Source organism: Pseudomonas sp. SCA2728.1_7, assembly GCF_018138145.1.
GTDB classification, from domain to species: domain Bacteria; phylum Pseudomonadota; class Gammaproteobacteria; order Pseudomonadales; family Pseudomonadaceae; genus Aquipseudomonas; species Aquipseudomonas koreensis_A.
Genome location: NZ_CP073104.1, coordinates 3,768,357 through 3,784,929, shown reverse-complemented (window position 1 = coordinate 3,784,929; position 16,573 = coordinate 3,768,357). Strand labels below are relative to the sequence as shown.

At 59.2% G+C, this 16,573-nt stretch carries 15 protein-coding genes; 5 read left to right on the top strand and 10 right to left on the bottom strand.

The window, feature by feature from the left end; genetic code table 11:
* Positions 1-62 precede the first annotated feature (62 nt).
* From KBP52_RS16795 to gpmI, 4 genes are all read right to left on the bottom strand, one after another.
* On the bottom strand, positions 63-839 hold the full coding sequence (locus tag KBP52_RS16795) for a divergent polysaccharide deacetylase family protein (RefSeq protein ID WP_212620587.1): 777 nt from the start codon (positions 837-839) through the stop codon (positions 63-65).
* Positions 840-841: 2 nt separating this feature from the next.
* On the bottom strand, positions 842-2,161 hold the full coding sequence (locus tag KBP52_RS16790; protein WP_016986344.1) for a S41 family peptidase: 1,320 nt from the start codon (positions 2,159-2,161) through the stop codon (positions 842-844).
* Positions 2,162-2,192: 31 nt separating this feature from the next.
* The gene (locus KBP52_RS16785; RefSeq protein WP_077570329.1) at positions 2,193-3,479 is read right to left on the bottom strand and encodes a murein hydrolase activator EnvC; all 1,287 of its coding nucleotides are present in this window, start codon (positions 3,477-3,479) and stop codon (positions 2,193-2,195) included.
* A 230-nt stretch (positions 3,480-3,709) separates the two neighbouring features.
* Entirely contained in the window at positions 3,710-5,239 is a 1,530-nt protein-coding gene (gene gpmI, locus KBP52_RS16780; protein WP_212620586.1) for a 2,3-bisphosphoglycerate-independent phosphoglycerate mutase, read from the bottom strand.
* 153 nt (positions 5,240-5,392) lie between these two features.
* On the opposite strand from gpmI, the gene KBP52_RS16775 reads away from it, so the two are divergent.
* Genes KBP52_RS16775 through secB form a run of 3 tightly spaced genes read left to right on the top strand, consistent with a single transcriptional unit; the run spans position 5,393 to position 6,605 of the window.
* Entirely contained in the window at positions 5,393-5,806 is a 414-nt protein-coding gene (locus KBP52_RS16775) for a rhodanese-like domain-containing protein (protein WP_077570333.1), read from the top strand.
* Between the two features lies 1 nt (position 5,807).
* Complete coding sequence (gene grxC, locus KBP52_RS16770; protein WP_038359971.1) at positions 5,808-6,062, top strand: glutaredoxin 3; 255 nt, start codon at positions 5,808-5,810, stop codon at positions 6,060-6,062.
* 57 nt (positions 6,063-6,119) lie between these two features.
* On the top strand, positions 6,120-6,605 hold the full coding sequence (secB, locus tag KBP52_RS16765) for a protein-export chaperone SecB (protein ID WP_007909233.1): 486 nt from the start codon (positions 6,120-6,122) through the stop codon (positions 6,603-6,605).
* Between the two features lie 123 nt (positions 6,606-6,728).
* On the opposite strand, the gene KBP52_RS16760 is transcribed toward secB, so the two are convergent.
* Complete coding sequence (locus KBP52_RS16760; RefSeq protein WP_007909235.1) at positions 6,729-7,184, bottom strand: tRNA (cytidine(34)-2'-O)-methyltransferase; 456 nt, start codon at positions 7,182-7,184, stop codon at positions 6,729-6,731.
* Between KBP52_RS16760 and KBP52_RS16755 the strand changes: the two genes are divergently transcribed.
* Positions 7,183-7,623, top strand: a complete 441-nt coding sequence (locus tag KBP52_RS16755) for a hypothetical protein (RefSeq protein ID WP_212620585.1) — start codon at positions 7,183-7,185, stop codon at positions 7,621-7,623. The two genes, KBP52_RS16760 and KBP52_RS16755, sit on opposite strands and share 2 nt — an antisense overlap.
* Before the next feature lie 190 nt (positions 7,624-7,813).
* Positions 7,814-9,802: a leucine-rich repeat domain-containing protein gene (locus KBP52_RS16750; RefSeq protein ID WP_249122187.1), complete on the top strand. Its 1,989-nt coding sequence runs from the start codon at positions 7,814-7,816 to the stop codon at positions 9,800-9,802.
* A 975-nt stretch (positions 9,803-10,777) separates the two neighbouring features.
* Here the strand turns inward: KBP52_RS16750 and ntrC are convergent.
* The 5 genes from ntrC to glnA all read right to left on the bottom strand — a co-directional run bounded on the left by ntrC (position 10,778) and on the right by glnA (position 16,346).
* A complete protein-coding gene (gene ntrC, locus KBP52_RS16745) occupies positions 10,778-12,214 on the bottom strand; it encodes a nitrogen regulation protein NR(I) (RefSeq protein ID WP_007909238.1) in 1,437 nt (478 codons plus the stop codon).
* Positions 12,211-13,296 (bottom strand): nitrogen regulation protein NR(II), encoded by a 1,086-nt coding sequence (gene glnL / locus KBP52_RS16740; RefSeq protein ID WP_007909240.1) that lies wholly within the window; start codon positions 13,294-13,296, stop codon positions 12,211-12,213. Before glnL ends, ntrC begins: the two co-directional genes overlap by 4 nt.
* A 231-nt stretch (positions 13,297-13,527) precedes the next feature.
* On the bottom strand, positions 13,528-14,148 hold the full coding sequence (locus KBP52_RS16735) for a DUF4124 domain-containing protein (protein WP_212620584.1): 621 nt from the start codon (positions 14,146-14,148) through the stop codon (positions 13,528-13,530).
* Positions 14,145-14,657, bottom strand: a complete 513-nt coding sequence (locus KBP52_RS16730; protein ID WP_212620583.1) for a DUF4124 domain-containing protein — start codon at positions 14,655-14,657, stop codon at positions 14,145-14,147. The genes KBP52_RS16735 and KBP52_RS16730 overlap by 4 nt, the downstream gene beginning before the upstream one ends.
* 282 nt (positions 14,658-14,939) lie before the next feature.
* Positions 14,940-16,346 carry a type I glutamate--ammonia ligase gene (gene glnA / locus KBP52_RS16725; RefSeq protein ID WP_007909254.1) on the bottom strand — a complete coding sequence of 469 codons (1,407 nt, stop codon included), beginning with the start codon at positions 16,344-16,346 and terminating at the stop codon, positions 14,940-14,942.
* Positions 16,347-16,573: the final 227 nt, after the last annotated feature.

Genomic DNA, 16,573 nt, shown 5'->3' with positions numbered 1-16,573 from the left:
CACTATCGGGAACGCAGATGGTTATCGGGTGGTAACTATGTATGTGTCAGTGTCACAAAGTGCTACCGATACACGCCGTCCTTGCCATGGCCTGCCATGGCGCGATTGCTGCGCAGGCTGATCATCTGTCTGATATCGATCCACTCGATGCCCTGAGCCTTCAACTTCGGCAGTTCGCGCTCGAGCACCGCCAGCGTTTGCGGATACGGATGGCCGATCATCACCGCCGAACCCTGTTTGCGCGCCAGGCTGATCGCAGTCTGCAGTTGCGTGTAGATCGCGGCTTCAGTGCGTTCGTCATCCAGAAATACATCGCGTGACACACTCGCCAGATCGATCTTCTGCGCCTGCTGCGCGGCGACGGTCTGGGCGCTGGTGCGGCTGTCGATGAAGAACTTGTGCCGGCGCTGCAATTCGCCCATCAACCATGCCATCGCCACTGGCTGCGCGGTCATGCGGCTGCCCATGTGATTGTTGATGCCTGCGGTATAGGGGACCATTTTGAACGCGGCGTTCAGGCGTTTTTCCAGTTCTTCGATGGGCAGTTCGGGGTGCCAGGCGTAGGGCCCGGTGGCCGGATCCATTGGCATGTGCAGGATGACGATTTTGCCGGCGCGGTGAGCCTCGCGGGCAAATTCAGTGGCGTGCGGGGTGTCGGGCATGATCGCCGTTGTCACCGGGCCGGGCAGGGCCAGCACGCGGCGATCCCGGGGCAGGTTCTGCCCCAGGTCATCGATGATCAGTGTCAGGTAGGCTTTGTGCGGCGTTGAGCTGGCGGGCTCCGCATGAGCAGCACCCGCCAGACAGCACAGCAGAACGAAGACGAAACGCAGAGACATCCTCAGCGGCCGGACGTAATGCTCAGCCCTTTGAGCAGGCTCAGGGCCTGGGCCAATTGGTAATCGTCATCCTGCGGCATGGCTTTGGGCTTGGCGCCGGAGCCGGTCGGTTTGTCCGCGCCGCCGTTGCCGTTGCCCAAGTGACCTTGCAGGTCGGCTTCCTTGAAGTAATCGCCATCGGCCTCGTTGGTGATCTTGGCCTTGCGTACTTCGATATCCGGAACGATGCCCTGTGCCTGAATCGAGCGGCCGTTCGGTGTGAAGTACAGCGCTGTGGTGATCTTCAGTGCGCGGTCGTTGTTCAGCGGCAGCACGGTTTGCACCGAGCCTTTGCCGAAACTGGTGGTGCCCATGACCACGGCGCGTTTCTGATCCTGCAGGGCGCCGGCAACGATTTCCGAGGCCGAGGCGCTGCCACCGTTGATCAGCACCACCATTGGCACCGCTTCGCTTTCGTCTTTGCCGGTGGCAGAGAAACGCAGTTCGGAGTTGGCGATCCGGCCTTTGGTGTAAACGATCAGACCTTTGGTGATGAAGTGGTCGACCACTTCCACCGCCGCCTGCAACACGCCGCCCGGGTTGTTGCGCAGGTCGAGAATGATGCCGTTGAGCTTCTTGCCGTTGTCCTTGCGCAGCTTGGCCAGGGCCTTGGAGACCTCTTCGCCGGTCTTGACCTGGAACTGGGTGATGCGGATGTACGCGTAGCCGGTTTCCAGCAGCTGCGCCTTGACGCTCTTCACCTGAATCACCGCACGGGCCAGGGTCACGTCGAATGGCGTGCCGCCATCGCGCACCAGGGTCAGGGTGATTTTCTGGCCAATCTTGCCGCGCATCTTGTCTACGGCTTCGGTCATGGTCTGGCCGCGCGTCGGTGCGCCGTTGATCTTGACGATGAAGTCGCCGGCCTGAATGCCGGCCTTCGACGCCGGGGTGTCATCGATTGGCGAGACAACCTTGATGAAGCCGTCTTCGGCGCCGACTTCGATGCCCAGGCCGCCGAATTCACCGCTGGTGCTTTCCTGCAGCTCGGTGAAGTCTTCCGGGCCAAGGTAGGCCGAGTGCGGATCAAGGTTGCTGAGCATGCCCTTGATCGCGTTTTCCAGCAGGGTCTTGTCGTCCACCGGCTCGACGTAGGCGGCTTTGATCCGGTCCATGACCTCGGCAAAGGTGCGCAACTCTTCCAGCGGCAACGGTGCCTTGGAGGTTGCGGCTGTGCCTGCCGGAGCGACGGCCGGGGCCGGTTGCGCGGCGAACGCCAGAGGCGCGCCGATCACCAGGGCGATCGTCAGGGCCAGCGAGGTAAGGCGGGACAAATGCAGCATGTCGAACGAACTCCTGAATTAGGCGGCACGCTTATCCTTGCGCGCGGCACCATTGCGCCGGATCACTCGGGTGACCCTGCTGACGAATTGCGAAATACAGCGCTGATGTGTCCTGACCGCCACTGTTACCGACAGTGGAAATGGACTCACCGGCTTTAACCACATCACCGGCCGACTTGAGCAGCGTCTGGTTGTGACCGTAAAGACTCAGAAAACCGTTGCCGTGATCAAGGATCACCAGCAACCCGGCACCGCGCAGCCAGTCGGCGAACACCACGCGACCACCGTGTACGGCATGCACCTGACTGCCAGCGGAGGCGCTGATCATCACGCCGTCCCACTTGGTCCGGGCATCGTCGCCACGGCTTTCGCCGAAGCGTGCCAGCAGTCGACCATCAACCGGCCAAGGAAGTTTTCCCCGGGTTGCAGCAAAAGGGCCACCGAAGGTCTCCCCGCTGCTGGAGACCAGCGCGCCGGGAGTGGATTTGACCGGTTTCCGTGGGGCGTCGCTGTTTTCAGCCTGCGCCTCACGCAAACGCTTTTTTTCCGCTTCCTGCTGGGCGATCAGCGCTTTCTGCCGCGCTTCTTCTGCCTCACGGGCTTGGCGGGCCAGGGTTTCTTCAATGGTTTTAAGGACTTTAGACAGGTCTGCCTGATCCTGCTCGCGGGCGGCCAGTTTCTGGTCGCGGGCTTTTACGTCATCGTTGAGCTTGGCGAGGACCTGCTGACGTTCCTTGCGGACATTTTCCAGTTCATCGCGCTGGGTATCGAGGCTGCTTTTCTGCACCAGCAATTGCGCCTGCTGGGCGGCAATGTCTTTTTCGACGTTGGCCAGCTGGCGCAGGGTTTCGTTGAAGTTCTTCAACTGCTCCAGGCGCGCCTGGCTCAGGTAATCGTAATAGGTGAGGGTGCGGGCGAATTTCTCGGGGTTCTGCTGGTTGAGCAGCAGCTTGAGGTATTCCTGGCGACCGTTCTGATAAGCCGCACGGGCCTGAATGGCGATCAGTCGCTGCTGTTCAGTGCGCGCGCTCTGGAGTTTTTTTTTCTCTGCATCGAGTCGCTGCAGCTCGGATTCGCTTTTCTGCAGTTCTTTCTGCAGTGCGTCGACCTGCTTCTGCAACTTGCCCAGCTCGGTTTCAGTGCCCTTGAGCTCTTTCTGTACGCCGGATTTTTCTTCCTGGACTTTGCTCAGCAGCTTTTTCAGCTCGGCAATGTCCTGACGCGTGGCGTCCAACTGCTGTTGGGTTTGCGCGCGCTCGTCAGCGAAGGCCGGTTGGAGCAGGCAGGTCAGAGCGAGGGCGATCAGGACGCGGAGCATAGAGGCGGGCGGCACCAGGGTAATGGACGGCCTAGTATGCCCGCCCGAGGCTGCAAAAAAAACGCCCAATTGGGGCTGTGTGATAACTGGCCTGAAAAACACCACAAACCAATGTAGGAGTGAGCCTGCTCGCGATGGCGTACTCACATTCAACAGAGTAGTCGACTGTCAGATGGCTATCGCGAGCAGGCTCACTCCTACAGGGTTTTGCGGTGTTTTCTGGACTCGGGTCAGATCAGAATCGAGGTGCCGGTCATTTCCGCCGGTTTTTCCAGGCCCAACAGCTTGAGCATGGTCGGGGCCACATCCGCCAGCACGCCGCCTTCACGGACTTTCAAATCACGCTTGCCGACATAAATGAACGGCACCGGCTCGGTGGTGTGCGCGGTGTGCGCTTGCCCGGTGGATTCATCGGCCATCTGCTCGACGTTGCCGTGGTCAGCGGTGATCAGCGCTTCGCCGCCAACCTTTTCCAGTGCATCAACGATGCGACCGACGCAGGTGTCGAGGCATTCAACGGCTTTCACCGCCGCATCGAACACGCCGCTGTGGCCAACCATGTCACCGTTGGCGTAGTTGACCACGATCACGTCGTAACGCTGGTTTTCGATGGCGTCAACGATGCGGTCGGTGACTTCTGGCGCGCTCATTTCCGGCTGCAAGTCGTAGGTGGCGACTTTTGGCGACGGGATCAGGATGCGTTCTTCGCCCGGGAACGGTTCTTCACGACCGCCGGAGAAGAAGAACGTCACGTGCGCGTATTTCTCGGTTTCAGCGATGCGCAGTTGGGTTTTGCCGTTCTTCGCCAGATAGTCGCCCAGCACGTTTTCCAGGCTGCCCGGGGCGAATGCCGACGGTGCCGGAATGCTGGCCGCGTATTGGGTCAGCATGACAAAACCGGCCAGTTTCGGCTGGCGTGCGCGTTCGAAGTCCTTGAAGTCATCTTCGACGAACACGCGAGTCAGCTCGCGGGCACGGTCGGCGCGGAAGTTCATGAACACCACGGCGTCGCCATCTTCAACTTTCACTGGCTCGCCGATGGAGGTGGCTTTAACGAATTCGTCGCTTTCGCCACGCGCGTAAGCGGCCTCGAGACCTTCCTGCGCGGTGGCGGCGTTGAACTCGCTGTTGCCGTCGACGATCAGGTTGTACGCCTGAGCGACGCGATCCCAGCGGTTGTCACGGTCCATGGCGAAGTAGCGGCCGATGATGCTGGCGATGCGGCCCTTGCCCAGTGCCTGGAAGGTCGCGTCGAGCAGTTCGATCGACGAAGTAGCGCTTTTCGGTGGGGTGTCGCGGCCGTCCAGGAAAGCGTGCAGGTAGATTTTTTCGGCGCCACGCTTGAAGGCCAGTTCGGCCATGGCGATCAGGTGATCCTGGTGGCTGTGCACGCCACCATCGGACAGCAGGCCCATGAAGTGCACGGCTTTGCCGGCAGCCACGGCTTTATCCACAGCGGCGCAGATGGTTGGGTTCTCGAAGAACTCACCGTCGCGGATCGACTTGGTCACGCGGGTGAAGTCCTGATAGACCACGCGGCCGGCGCCGAGGTTCATGTGGCCGACCTCGGAGTTGCCCATCTGGCCGTCCGGCAGGCCGACGTCCATGCCGCTGCCCGAGATCAAGCCGTTCGGCACGGTGGCCCAGAGGCGATCGAGAACAGGCTTCTTCGCCGCAAAAACGGCGTTGGATTCGGGGCTGTCGCTGTGACCGAAGCCGTCGAGAATCATCAGGACCAAAGGTTTAGGCGTGGTAGTCATGGAATCCACTCGTGGCTAATAAAGAAGAGGGCGATGGAAAAGGGAGTTGGAGTTTAAAGCTAAGTTCCGACCGCGTCACCGCCGGACGGGGTTTGGCCGACCATAGTGGCTGTGTATACTGGCCGACATTTTAACGCCCTGGAACCTCCTTCGATGGTTGCTCACCTGATTGAATTTGCCACTAACCACTACATTCTTGTCGGTATCTTCGTCGTACTGCTGGCTCTGCTGCTGGCGCACACGATGCAGGGCGGCGGTAAAAGCCTGAGCACCGGCGAACTGACTGCGCTGGTCAATAAAGATGCAGGCGTGGTGGTGGACATCCGTCCGGCCAAGGATTTCGCTGCCGGCCACATCGTTGGCGCGATCAACATTCCCCAGGACAAACTGGCTGCGCGCGTCGCCGAGCTGGAAAAGCACAAGGCCAAGACCATCATTCTGGTCGACGCCCTGGGCCAGACCGCCGGCACCCACGCCCGCGAACTGATGAAATCCGGCTTCACCGCCGCCAAGCTGTCCGGCGGGATCTCCAGCTGGAAAGGCGACAACCTGCCGCTGGTGAAGTGATATGAGCGAAGTCATCGTCTACTCCAGCGATTACTGCCCTTATTGCTCGCGAGCCAAGTACCTGCTCGAGAACAAAGGCGTGGCCTTCAAAGAGATCAAGGTCGATGGCAAGCCGCAGGTGCGCGCCGAAATGACCCAGAAAGCCGGGCGCACGTCCGTGCCGCAGATCTGGATCGGCAGCAAGCACATTGGCGGTTGTGATGATTTGTATGCCCTGGAGCGCGCCGGCAAGCTCGACGCGCTGCTCAAGGCCTGAACGGCTGCACCCACGTACAGCACTCCCTAAAAGACCCAAGATCGATAAGGATCTGAGATGACTGACCAACAGAACACTGCAGCCAGCGAAGAAGAAACCGCACCGCAATTCTCCTTGCAGCGCATCTACGTACGCGACCTGTCCTTCGAAGCCCCGAAAAGCCCGGCGATCTTCCGCCAGCAGTGGGATCCGGCGGTCGCGCTGGATCTGAACACTCGCCAGAAAGCACTGGAAGGTGATTTCTACGAAGTCGTGCTGACCCTGTCGGTTACCGTGAAAAACGGTGAAGAAGTCGCCTTCATCGCTGAAGTGCAACAGGCCGGTATCTTCCTGATCAAGAACCTTGATGCGGCTTCGATGAGCCACACCCTGGGTGCGTTCTGCCCGAACATCCTGTTCCCGTACGCGCGCGAAACCCTGGACAGCCTGGTGACCCGTGGTTCGTTCCCGGCGCTGATGCTGGCTCCGGTGAACTTCGACGCTCTGTACGCGCAAGAATTGCAGCGCATGCAGGAAAGCGGCGAGACGCCAACCGTTCAGTAAGACGGTTTAGCAACACCCCGTGTGGGAGCGAGCCTGCTCGCGATAGCGGTCTGTCAGACACATCAAAGTTGACTGACACTCCGTAATCGCGAGCAGGCTCGCTCCCACATTTGTTTTATGGTGTTACTTGAAGTCGTTCTGGCGCCAGGCTTCGTATACAGCGACGGCCACGGTGTTGGACAGGTTCAGGCTGCGGCAGCCTTCGCGCATCGGCAGGCGCAGGCGCTGTTCCGGCGGCAGCGCGTCGAGCACTTCCGGCGGCAGACCACGGCTTTCCGGGCCGAAGATAAACGCATCGCCAGGAACAAACGCGGCATCATGAAACGGCCGTGAGCCTTTGGTGGTGAACGCGAACAGCCGTGGATTGCCCAGGCTTTCCAGGCAACTGGCCAGGTCCGCGTGACGCTGCAGCGTGGCATATTCGTGGTAATCGAGACCGGCACGGCGCAAGCGCTTGTCGTCCATCTCGAAACCCAGCGGTTCGATCAAATGCAGGTGGCAGCCGCTGTTGGCGCACAGCCTGATAACGTTGCCGGTATTCGGCGGAATTTCTGGTTGAAAAAGGATGACGTGAAACATGCACGGCTCCGAAGGTAAAGATGAGCGGCATTCTACGCCGCCTGTGGACAACCGTTCGAAACTATTGCCGCGAGTCATCGGTTCGCTGGCGATTGTCGGCATGATGATCGGTTTGATGATCGGTCGACTGACCACGCCGGATCCGACGGTGTTGCAGCAGGTTGAAGTGACCAATGGTGGTTTGCTGGTGTGGTTCAACAATGAGCCGAAGCTGCACGGCGAGATCATCGACGGCACGGTGGCGCTGCTGTTTCAGGCCGAAGGCTCAGCACTGAAGGGGCAGCTCAAGCTCAACGGCAAGGACGTGAACTGGCGCACGCGCAGGAGCGACGGCGGGTTGCTGCTGACGGTGCTGGCGGCGCGACCGCTACAGGGGGAGTGGGCCGGCAGCAAGGTCGACGACCGCTGGCGGCTGGAGATTCGACTGCAAGCGAACTGAGCGGGGACCTACCGTCCTGCTGGTTCACTCCCACGCTTATTGACGTCTTTTCCCACTTCACAAGTCTGCCTTTCCGCTCTCCTTCATCGCCTGCGCACGCTATCGTGCGCTCCTCTTCAAACCGGCAGGATGCCGAAACCATCGTCCCTTGCGCGACAGCCAGGGGGCGAGTTCTTCAAGGATGAAAAACATGCCAGTAAAACCACCTCGTGGTGGCAGTGCCCACGTGGATGTTCCCGGAAGTCCGAGCCGATCGGTAGATGCGGACACTTCGCTCCCCGGCGCATCGGGCCGCCGAGGCGCCGATTCAGGTAATTCACTCGATAATTCACATCCGCAAGCTGGATCATCGGGCGACACAAGCGCCGATGCCATCCTGCCGGCTCCGGTCGTCGTGGTTCACGCGATCCCCGAGGGGGCTCGCCCTCCCGCAACCCCGCCATCGCTGGACAATTACGTAACCAACGCCCGGGCGATACTTCCACAGATCAACAGTGAAGGTTTACGGGTGATCAGCCGGCGCACTTACGCTGACCTGTCCGATGGCGACCTTGTTCTTGTTGCCGTGGATTCGGCTACGGGATTGTATCGAGCCCGACGGCCAAGCGAGTTGCTGCCTTCAGGCCCGGTACTGTTGCGCAACCCCGAAAGCGGCCTGTGGTACCCGCGCGAGGTCATTGAGCCAACCACCCGGGCGCATGTCCGGAAATACCTTCCGGAAGCGACCGATCAGGACGCGGATGCCTTCATCGCCCGGTTCAATGACAAGGACGTAGCAGAGCTTGAACTCAAGCGTATTCAGCTAGGACTTCCTCAGTTGGACACCCAACAAGTCAGCATCCCGCATCATCAACTTCGTGAGGCGCAGTCCCATGAGATTCAAGGGACGTTTGATATGTGGCGCACCCTGCGCCAATTGTACAAGTGGCAAGGTCAGCCTGATCAGCGGGTCTACCGTGATGGGCGACTATCGGGTTTCAAGCTGGATATCAATCTCACACTATGGCCTGTCGATAGGCTGCTTTCATTGAAATTCAAGTCGGTGGTTTCTCTTACTTTAAGAGGGCATGCGCCGCTGGACCCGGAGGTGTTTTTTGCGCAGTTTCCCAACATTGAAAGTCTGACGATAGCCAGCCAGGTGATCACCAGAAGAAACTCAGGGGGCGGACTGTTCCTTATGGACATGACTTATTCAAGACTCAGGGTGGATTCGCGCTTTACCGAGCAATTAAAGAGGCTCCCCCATTTACGAGAACTGAACCTGCAGGATTGTGACTTACAGGCTGATTTTTCGGTGAGAGGCATGACCAGACTGCAGGTGTTGAGGCTTGCTAATACACAGGGGCCAGCGGTGAATGATTTGCCCGGTGCGTTGCGGTTTGGGGTACCTGTTCAACGCCAGAACGATTTTTTGCAAACGGATCCTGATATTTCCGGAATGACCGAGTTGCGTGTGCTGGATCTGACAGGAACCGGAATACGCCGAATCCCTCTCGGGCTCGATGCCGACAACGGCCGGTCAAGCCTGGAAATACTGAGGCTTGGCAACAATGCGCTTTCTGTCGCACCTTCACTCAAAGCAATGACTGCGTTGCAGGAGCTGGATCTTTCCAACATGGGGTTAGACGGATTTCCGGAGGGCATCACCAACGAGATTCCCGGGAAAGTGCTGAATCTGGCGAACAATCGAATTACCTCGATCCCAGAATCCATTGAACTCCGTGCGGGCTTCAATCTCATCGGCAATCCAATAACGGATCCGGCCTCACTCCGGCGGCTGATACGTGCACGGATAACAACCGACTCCGATATGTGGTTGGGAGCAGAAAGCAATGATGTGTCGGCAAATCTTTGGCTGCAGCATGTGCCGGCAGAAGAAGTGCCTAAAAAACTGGAACTCTGGGACAGCGTTGCTCATCTTTCGAGCAGGCTCCGCAAACTGAGTCGTACGCCTGAGTTTCACGTTGAGTATCCGCTTCTGCAGCGGCGGGTCTGGTGGTTTCTCGAGGTCTACGTCAAAGCTGACGCCAGCGAAAAGGCACGGATGACAGACATTCTGATCAATGAACCCAGCCCCGGAAAGATGCTGGACAGACTGGAAGCGGCAATACGGGAATATGATGCAGGGCGGCAAAACCAGCCCCTGCACCATTTACCCAAACGTCCGAGGCTTGATTAACGCCGGGCTGAACGCCTCGGCGAGCGGTGTAAAAGCGGGAATCCCTGACCTGCCTGTATCAGGGTTCCCAAAACGGCTGGACTGCGCTGTGAGCGTCGGTCCGATATAAAGAGGGAACCCCCGGCCTGCCTGTACCAAGGATCCCAAAAGGGTGGGCGCATCGCTTGGCGATCTGCGCCCGGTGTAAAGAGGGGAATCCCCGGCCTGCCTGTACCAAGGTCCCCGAAACGGGTGGTGAAACGAATCACCTGCAAGAGGTATTGCAGGGGGCGTGCCAGGTTTTAATCTGCTGAAACAAAAAAGTTGGTCAGAAACACGAAAGCCCCGCAAATCGGGGCTTTCGTGTATTTGGATAATGGTTTTGTCGGTGTTTTCAGAATGAAGGGTGCAGATGCGGCTGTGCGCGATCGCGGGTCATTGTGCATTGATGCGGTGCACGGCGGCCCCTCACCCTAACCCTCTCCCTGAGGGAGAGGGGACTGACCGAGTTGCCCGGTCAAGTTACGCCGACCTGAAATACCGAGCCGAACTCAGTCCTTTAACATCACACAAATCGGCTCCCTTCCCCCTCTTCCATTGGGAGAGGGGACTGACCGAGTTGCCTGGTCAAGTTACGCCGACCTGAAATACCGAGCCGAACTCAGGCCTTTAACATCACACAAATCGGCTCCCTTCCCCCTCTTCCATTGGGAGAGGGGACTGACCGAGTTGGCCGGTCAAGTTACGCCGACCTGAAATACCGAGCCGAACTCAGGCCTTTAACATCACACAAGTCGGCTCCCTTCCCCCTCTTCCATTGGGAGAGGGGACTGACCGAGTTGCCCGGTCAAAATTACATCGACCTGAATACCCCGCCGAACTCAGGTCTTGAAAATCATACAAATCGGCTCCCTTTCCCCCTCTCCCCCATGGGGGAGAGGGCTGGGGTGAGGGGGATGGATCCTGAGTACACAACCACTCTCAAGCGAACAAGGTTTAACCCTCATCCCCCTCATCATCATCGCCACCATCCACCTTCATTCCCAATTCCTTGATCTTGCGCGTCAGGGTATTACGCCCCCAACCCAGCAATACTGCGGCATCACGCCGACGCCCGGCCGTATGCTTCAGCGCCGTCTCGATCATGATCCGCTCAAACGCCGGCACCGCACTGTCGAGCAAACTCGACTGACCACGCGCCAAGGCCTGATCGGCCCACTGACGCAACGCTTGCTCCCAGTTGGTCACCGGTGCCGAATCCTGCGGCAGGTTCAGCAGTTCTGGCGGCAGGTCGCTGATGTGCACTTCGCGCCCGGAAGCCATCACGGTGATCCAGCGGCAGGTGTTCTCCAGCTGACGCACGTTGCCGCCCCACGGCAGGTTCTTCAGGTATTCCTCGGTCTCGCTCTTCAACAGCTTCGGCTCGACCGCCAGCTCTTGCGCGGCGCGGCTGAGGAAGTGCTTGGCCAGGGTCGGGATGTCTTCGCGACGGTCCGACAGGCGCGGGATGTGGATGCGGATTACGTTGAGGCGATGGAACAAGTCCTCACGGAATTTACCGGCGTGTACCAGGGTTTCCAGATTCTGGTGGGTCGCGGCGATGATGCGTACATCGACCTTCACCGGTACATGACCGCCCACGCGATAGAACTCGCCATCGGCCAATACCCGCAGCAGGCGCGTCTGGGTGTCGGCCGGCATGTCGCCGATTTCATCGAGGAACAGCGTGCCGCCGTCAGCCTGTTCAAAACGCCCGCGACGCAGATTCGCCGCGCCAGTGAACGCGCCTTTCTCATGGCCGAACAGTTCGGACTCCATCAGATCCTTGGGGATCGCCGCCATGTTCAGCGCGATGAACGGCGAGGCCGCGCGCGGGCTGTGGCGGTGCAGGGCGTGAGCGACCAGCTCTTTACCGGTGCCGGACTCGCCGTTGATCAGCACGGTGATGTTGGAGTGGCTCAAGCGCCCGATGGCGCGAAACACTTCCTGCATCGCCGGCGCTTCGCCGATGATTTCCGGGGTGCGCGTCAGTGCTGGCACGACTTCCAGGCCTTGCTGTTCTTGTGCGTGCTGATTGGCGCGCTTGACCAGCGACACCGCTTCATCAACGTCGAACGGCTTCGGCAAATACTCAAACGCACCGCCCTGATAGGAGGCGACAGCGCTGTCCAGATCGGAGTGAGCGGTCATGATGATGACCGGCAACCGTGGGTGCTGCTCGCGAATCCGCGCCAACAGGTCCAGACCACTGGCACCGGGCATGCGGATGTCGGAAATGATCACGTCAGGCTGCTGACGGGCCAGGCGACTCATCACGCCATCGGCGCTGTCGAAGCTCTGGGTGGTCATGCCTTCCTGCTGCAAGGCCTTTTCCAGAACCCAACGGATAGAACGGTCGTCATCGACGATCCACACGGTTTCACTACGGCTCATGTCGATGTGGCTCCTTGTTCCAGTGGCAGAAAGATCGAGAAGGTGGTGTGGCCTGGATGGCTGTCACACTCGATCAGACCCTGGTGCTGGCTGATGATGTTCTGGGTAATGGCCAGGCCGAGTCCGGTACCGTCCGGACGACCGCTGACCATGGGAAAGAAAATGGTTTCCTGAAGTTCCGCCGGGATCCCGGGGCCGTTGTCGATGATCTCGATCTTGGTCACCAGACGATGGCGGACGTGGCCGATGGTGAACTGGCGCATGGTTCGGGTGCGCAGGCTGATGCGGCCCAGGCGCAGCTCGTTCTGGCTGCTGATCGCCTGCATCGCGTTGCGCACGATGTTCAACACCGCTTGAATCATTTGCTCGCGGTCGATCAGCACGTCGGGAATGCTTGGGTCGTAATCGCGCACCAGGGTGATGCAGCCCTGGCTTTCGGCTTCGACCAGTTGGCAAACGCGCTCGAGCACTTCGTGGACGTTGCACATCGCCAGCGACGGCAGTTTGTTCGAGCCGAGCATGCGGTCGACCAGATTGCGCAGACGGTCGGCCTCTTCAATGATCACGTTGGTGTAATCGCGCAGGCTGTCTTCCGGCAGCTCGCGAGCCAGCAGTTGCGCGGCGCCACGGATGCCGCCGAGCGGATTCTTGATTTCGTGAGCGAGGCCGCGCACCAGCATTTTGCTGGTTTCCTGTTTGGACAGTTGCGCCTCTTCCTTGGTGATCCGCAGCAGGCGGTCACGTGGATGAACCTCGAGCAGCAACATTGTCGCGCCGTTGCTGAGGATTGGCGTCACCGCGTAATCCACGGTCAGCGTCTGGCCGGTCAGTGCGGTGAGCATCGCTTCGCGTTTGGTAAACGGATGCGCCTGTTCCACCGCCTGGCGCAGGGAATTGAGCGCCTCGGTGGATTCGGTGAACAGCTCGCTGATGAATTGCCCATGGCTGCGCTGCCCGCTGATGGCGAGCAGCATCTCCGCCGCCGGGTTCATGTACTCAAGGCGCAATTCGGCGTCGAGCAGGATGGTGGCGGTGGTCAGGTTGTCGAGCAGCAAACGGTGGATTGCGTCGCTAATGGTCATCGGAGCCTCTTTTGGGGGCGGAGCGTGCGCAACAAGCAAGCGTCGGTATCGTGAAAATGCAAAAACCAAACCAAGGCTCCGAAAAGAAGCGCTTAACCCGTGAAACAGGCGTTTGACGCTCGTTTGCGTGGCACAGGGCCAGCTCTCGCGGGTAGTTTCGAACCAAAATGGGTTGGATTGTGGGTACGGTGCAGCCTGTTGCACCAATATAGTGCGCAAAGCTGAGCGGCGTTAGAAGAAACGCAGGAAGGGGTTTTTCGGTTCTTCAGGTTTGTCTTTCAAAGGGCATTCCGGGCGCACGCCGTAATCGTCCTTGGTGCAAGGTTTGACCTGGCGTTTCTGCGCGAGGGATATGCGCAGCATGTGGAAAGGCTGGTTGGCGGTGCGTTCGACGGTGCGGCCATCGGCATCAAGGATTTCCACGGACAGGTTGTGACTGCCACGGTCGATGTTGCTCAGCGGGAACACCGGACTTAGCCCAGGTTCGCCGGTGGCTTGGCCATCCAGCAGCAGGCGATAGCGGTGACCGCGTTGCAGACCGGGTTCGCTGGTGACGCTGACGATGATTTCGCCGGCGCTGCTGCGAATGGTTGCATCGGGTTCGGGCACCAGAATGCGCAGCATGTCGTAGTGGAACAGCGGTTGTTCCGTGGATTTTTTCGCGGTGTTGATCGGCGCGGCGGCGGGGTTGGCGGACATGCGATTGCTGGTCGCGATGGGCACTCGCTTGGCGTTGCTTCGGGGCTGGTCGGTGTAGACGCGATTGCCTTGTGCGTCGGTATAGGTGAAGACCTCGGCTGAGGCTTGCAGCGACATCAGCGCCGACAGGACGAACAACCACGCGCGGATCATGGCTTGTGCACCCGCTGCACGCTGAGGGCGACTGGCGGGCTTTGCTGGATGATTGTTTGCCCGTCAATCACCTGCACGGCGAGTCGGTGTTCGCCGCGATCGACGTTCACCAGTTGCAGGATCGGCACGTTGCTCGGTTGGCCGTAGGGCACATCGTCCAATACCAGCCTTAATTGATGCGGCGGTTGCAGGCGCGGCTTGATCAGCACTTGCACGGTGAACGTGCCGTTATTGGCGCGCAGGGCTTCTTCGGTTGGTAGGCCGGCCAGTTCAAGAATGTCGTAGGCGTTGCGCGCAGGCTCACGGGTTTCGGTGCTGGATGCTGGCGGTGTGCTCGGTGTTTGCGGCTCGACACGGTTGAGCGGCGGCAACTCCACCGGCTGCGCCTGCACGCCATCGGGCGAGTGATCGCTGTAGACCGTGTTGCCGTTGGCGTCAGTGTACTTGTAGATCTGCGCGGCGGCGGGCAGGGCGATCAGCAGCAGAATGTAGAGAAAGGTGCGACCCATGAAATCGACCGGGATTGAAAGCGATGGGGTGCAGCATAGGCCAGACGCGGCGGTTGGCCCAACTCGGTAAACATTCAGAGATCATTCAGACACCACAAATCCCCTGTAGGAGTGAGCCTGCTCGCGATGGCGTAGTGTCAGTCAGCATCACCTTCAATGATCCACCGCTATCGCGAGCAGGCTCACTCCTACAGGGATTTGCGTCGAGCCATAAATCGCAATAAAAAAGGCCTCCCGAAGGAGGCCTCTTTCACTCACGCCACGTAACGCGGCGCTACCGGATCAGCAGCTGTAGTACAGCTCATATTCCAGTGGGTGTACGAAGGTGCGAACCTTGATTTCTTCTTCCGATTTCAGCGCGATGTAAGCGTCGATGAAGTCGTCGGAGAACACGCCGCCCTTGGTCAGGAACGCGCGGCCCTTGTCCAGCTCTTCCAGGGCTTCTTTCAGGCTGCCGCAAACTTGCGGGATCTCTTTCGCCTCTTCAGGCGGCAGGTCGTACAGGTTTTTGTCGGCAGCGTCGCCTGGGTGGATCTTGTTCTGGATACCGTCCAGACCGGCCATCAGCAGTGCAGCGAAGGCCAGGTACGGGTTGGCAGCCGGATCCGGGAAGCGTGCTTCGATACGGCGGGCTTTCGGGCTCGACACGTAAGGAATACGGATCGAAGCGGAACGGTTGCGAGCCGAGTAGGCCAGCATTACCGGAGCTTCGAAGCCTGGCACCAGACGCTTGTAGGAGTTGGTCGCCGGGTTGGTGAAGCCGTTCAGGGCCTTACCGTGTTTGATGATGCCGCCGATGAAGTACAGAGCGGTATCGGACAGGCCGGCATAGCCTTCACCTGCGAAGGTGTTCTTGCCGTCTTTCCAGATCGACATGTGTACGTGCATGCCCGAACCGTTGTCGCCGTACAGTGGCTTCGGCATGAAGGTCGCGGTGCGGCCGTAAGCGTCAGCAACGTTGTGCACAACGTACTTCAGGGTTTGGGTTTCGTCGGCTTTCTTCACCAGGGTGTTGAACTTGACGCCGATTTCGTTCTGGCCGGCAGTCGCCACTTCGTGGTGGTGAACTTCAACGGTCAGGCCCATTTCTTCCAATGCGTTGCACATGGAGGTACGGATTTCGTGGTCGTGGTCGAACGGTGGCACCGGGAAGTAGCCGCCTTTGACGCCTGGACGGTGACCTTTGTTGCCGCCTTCGATGTCCTGGTCGGACATCCACGAACCTTGCTCGGAGTAGATCTTGAACATCGAGCCGGAGATGTCCGACTTGAATTTCACCGAGTCAAAGATGAAGAACTCAGGCTCTGGACCAGCGAACACGGTGTCACCGATACCGGTGGCTTTCAGGTGTTCTTCGGCACGCTTGGCGATCGCACGTGGGTCGCGGTCGTAGCCTTGCATGCTCGAAGGTTCGATGATGTCGCACACCAGGATCAGGGTGGCGTCTTCGGTGAACGGGTCGAGAACGGCAGTTTCGTCAACCGGCATCAGGATCATGTCGGAGGCTTCGATGCCTTTCCAGCCAGCGATGGAGGAACCGTCGAACATCTTGCCGACTTCGAAGAAGTCTTCATCCAGCGCATCGCGAGCTGGCATGGTCACGTGGTGCTGAGTGCCTTTGGTGTCCGTGAAGCGCAGATCAATCCACTTGACGTCATGATCTTTGATGAGTTGAACCGTCTTCGACATATGTCCTCCGGGTGGCTTCGGGCTTGGTAGTGGATGCCCTTGAATTTGGGTGATGCCGGCGCGAATACTCTGCCAAGGCAACCTGCCTCACAAGGGAGCAAATTGCATGCCAGTGCCCCAGCATGGGTTTTTTGCCCCAAATTCACGCTTATTAAGGCTTCAAACGCCTGAATGCTGAAAATCTCGCCCTCTAATGTAGCGTCTTGATTCGAAAATGACCTGTTTTG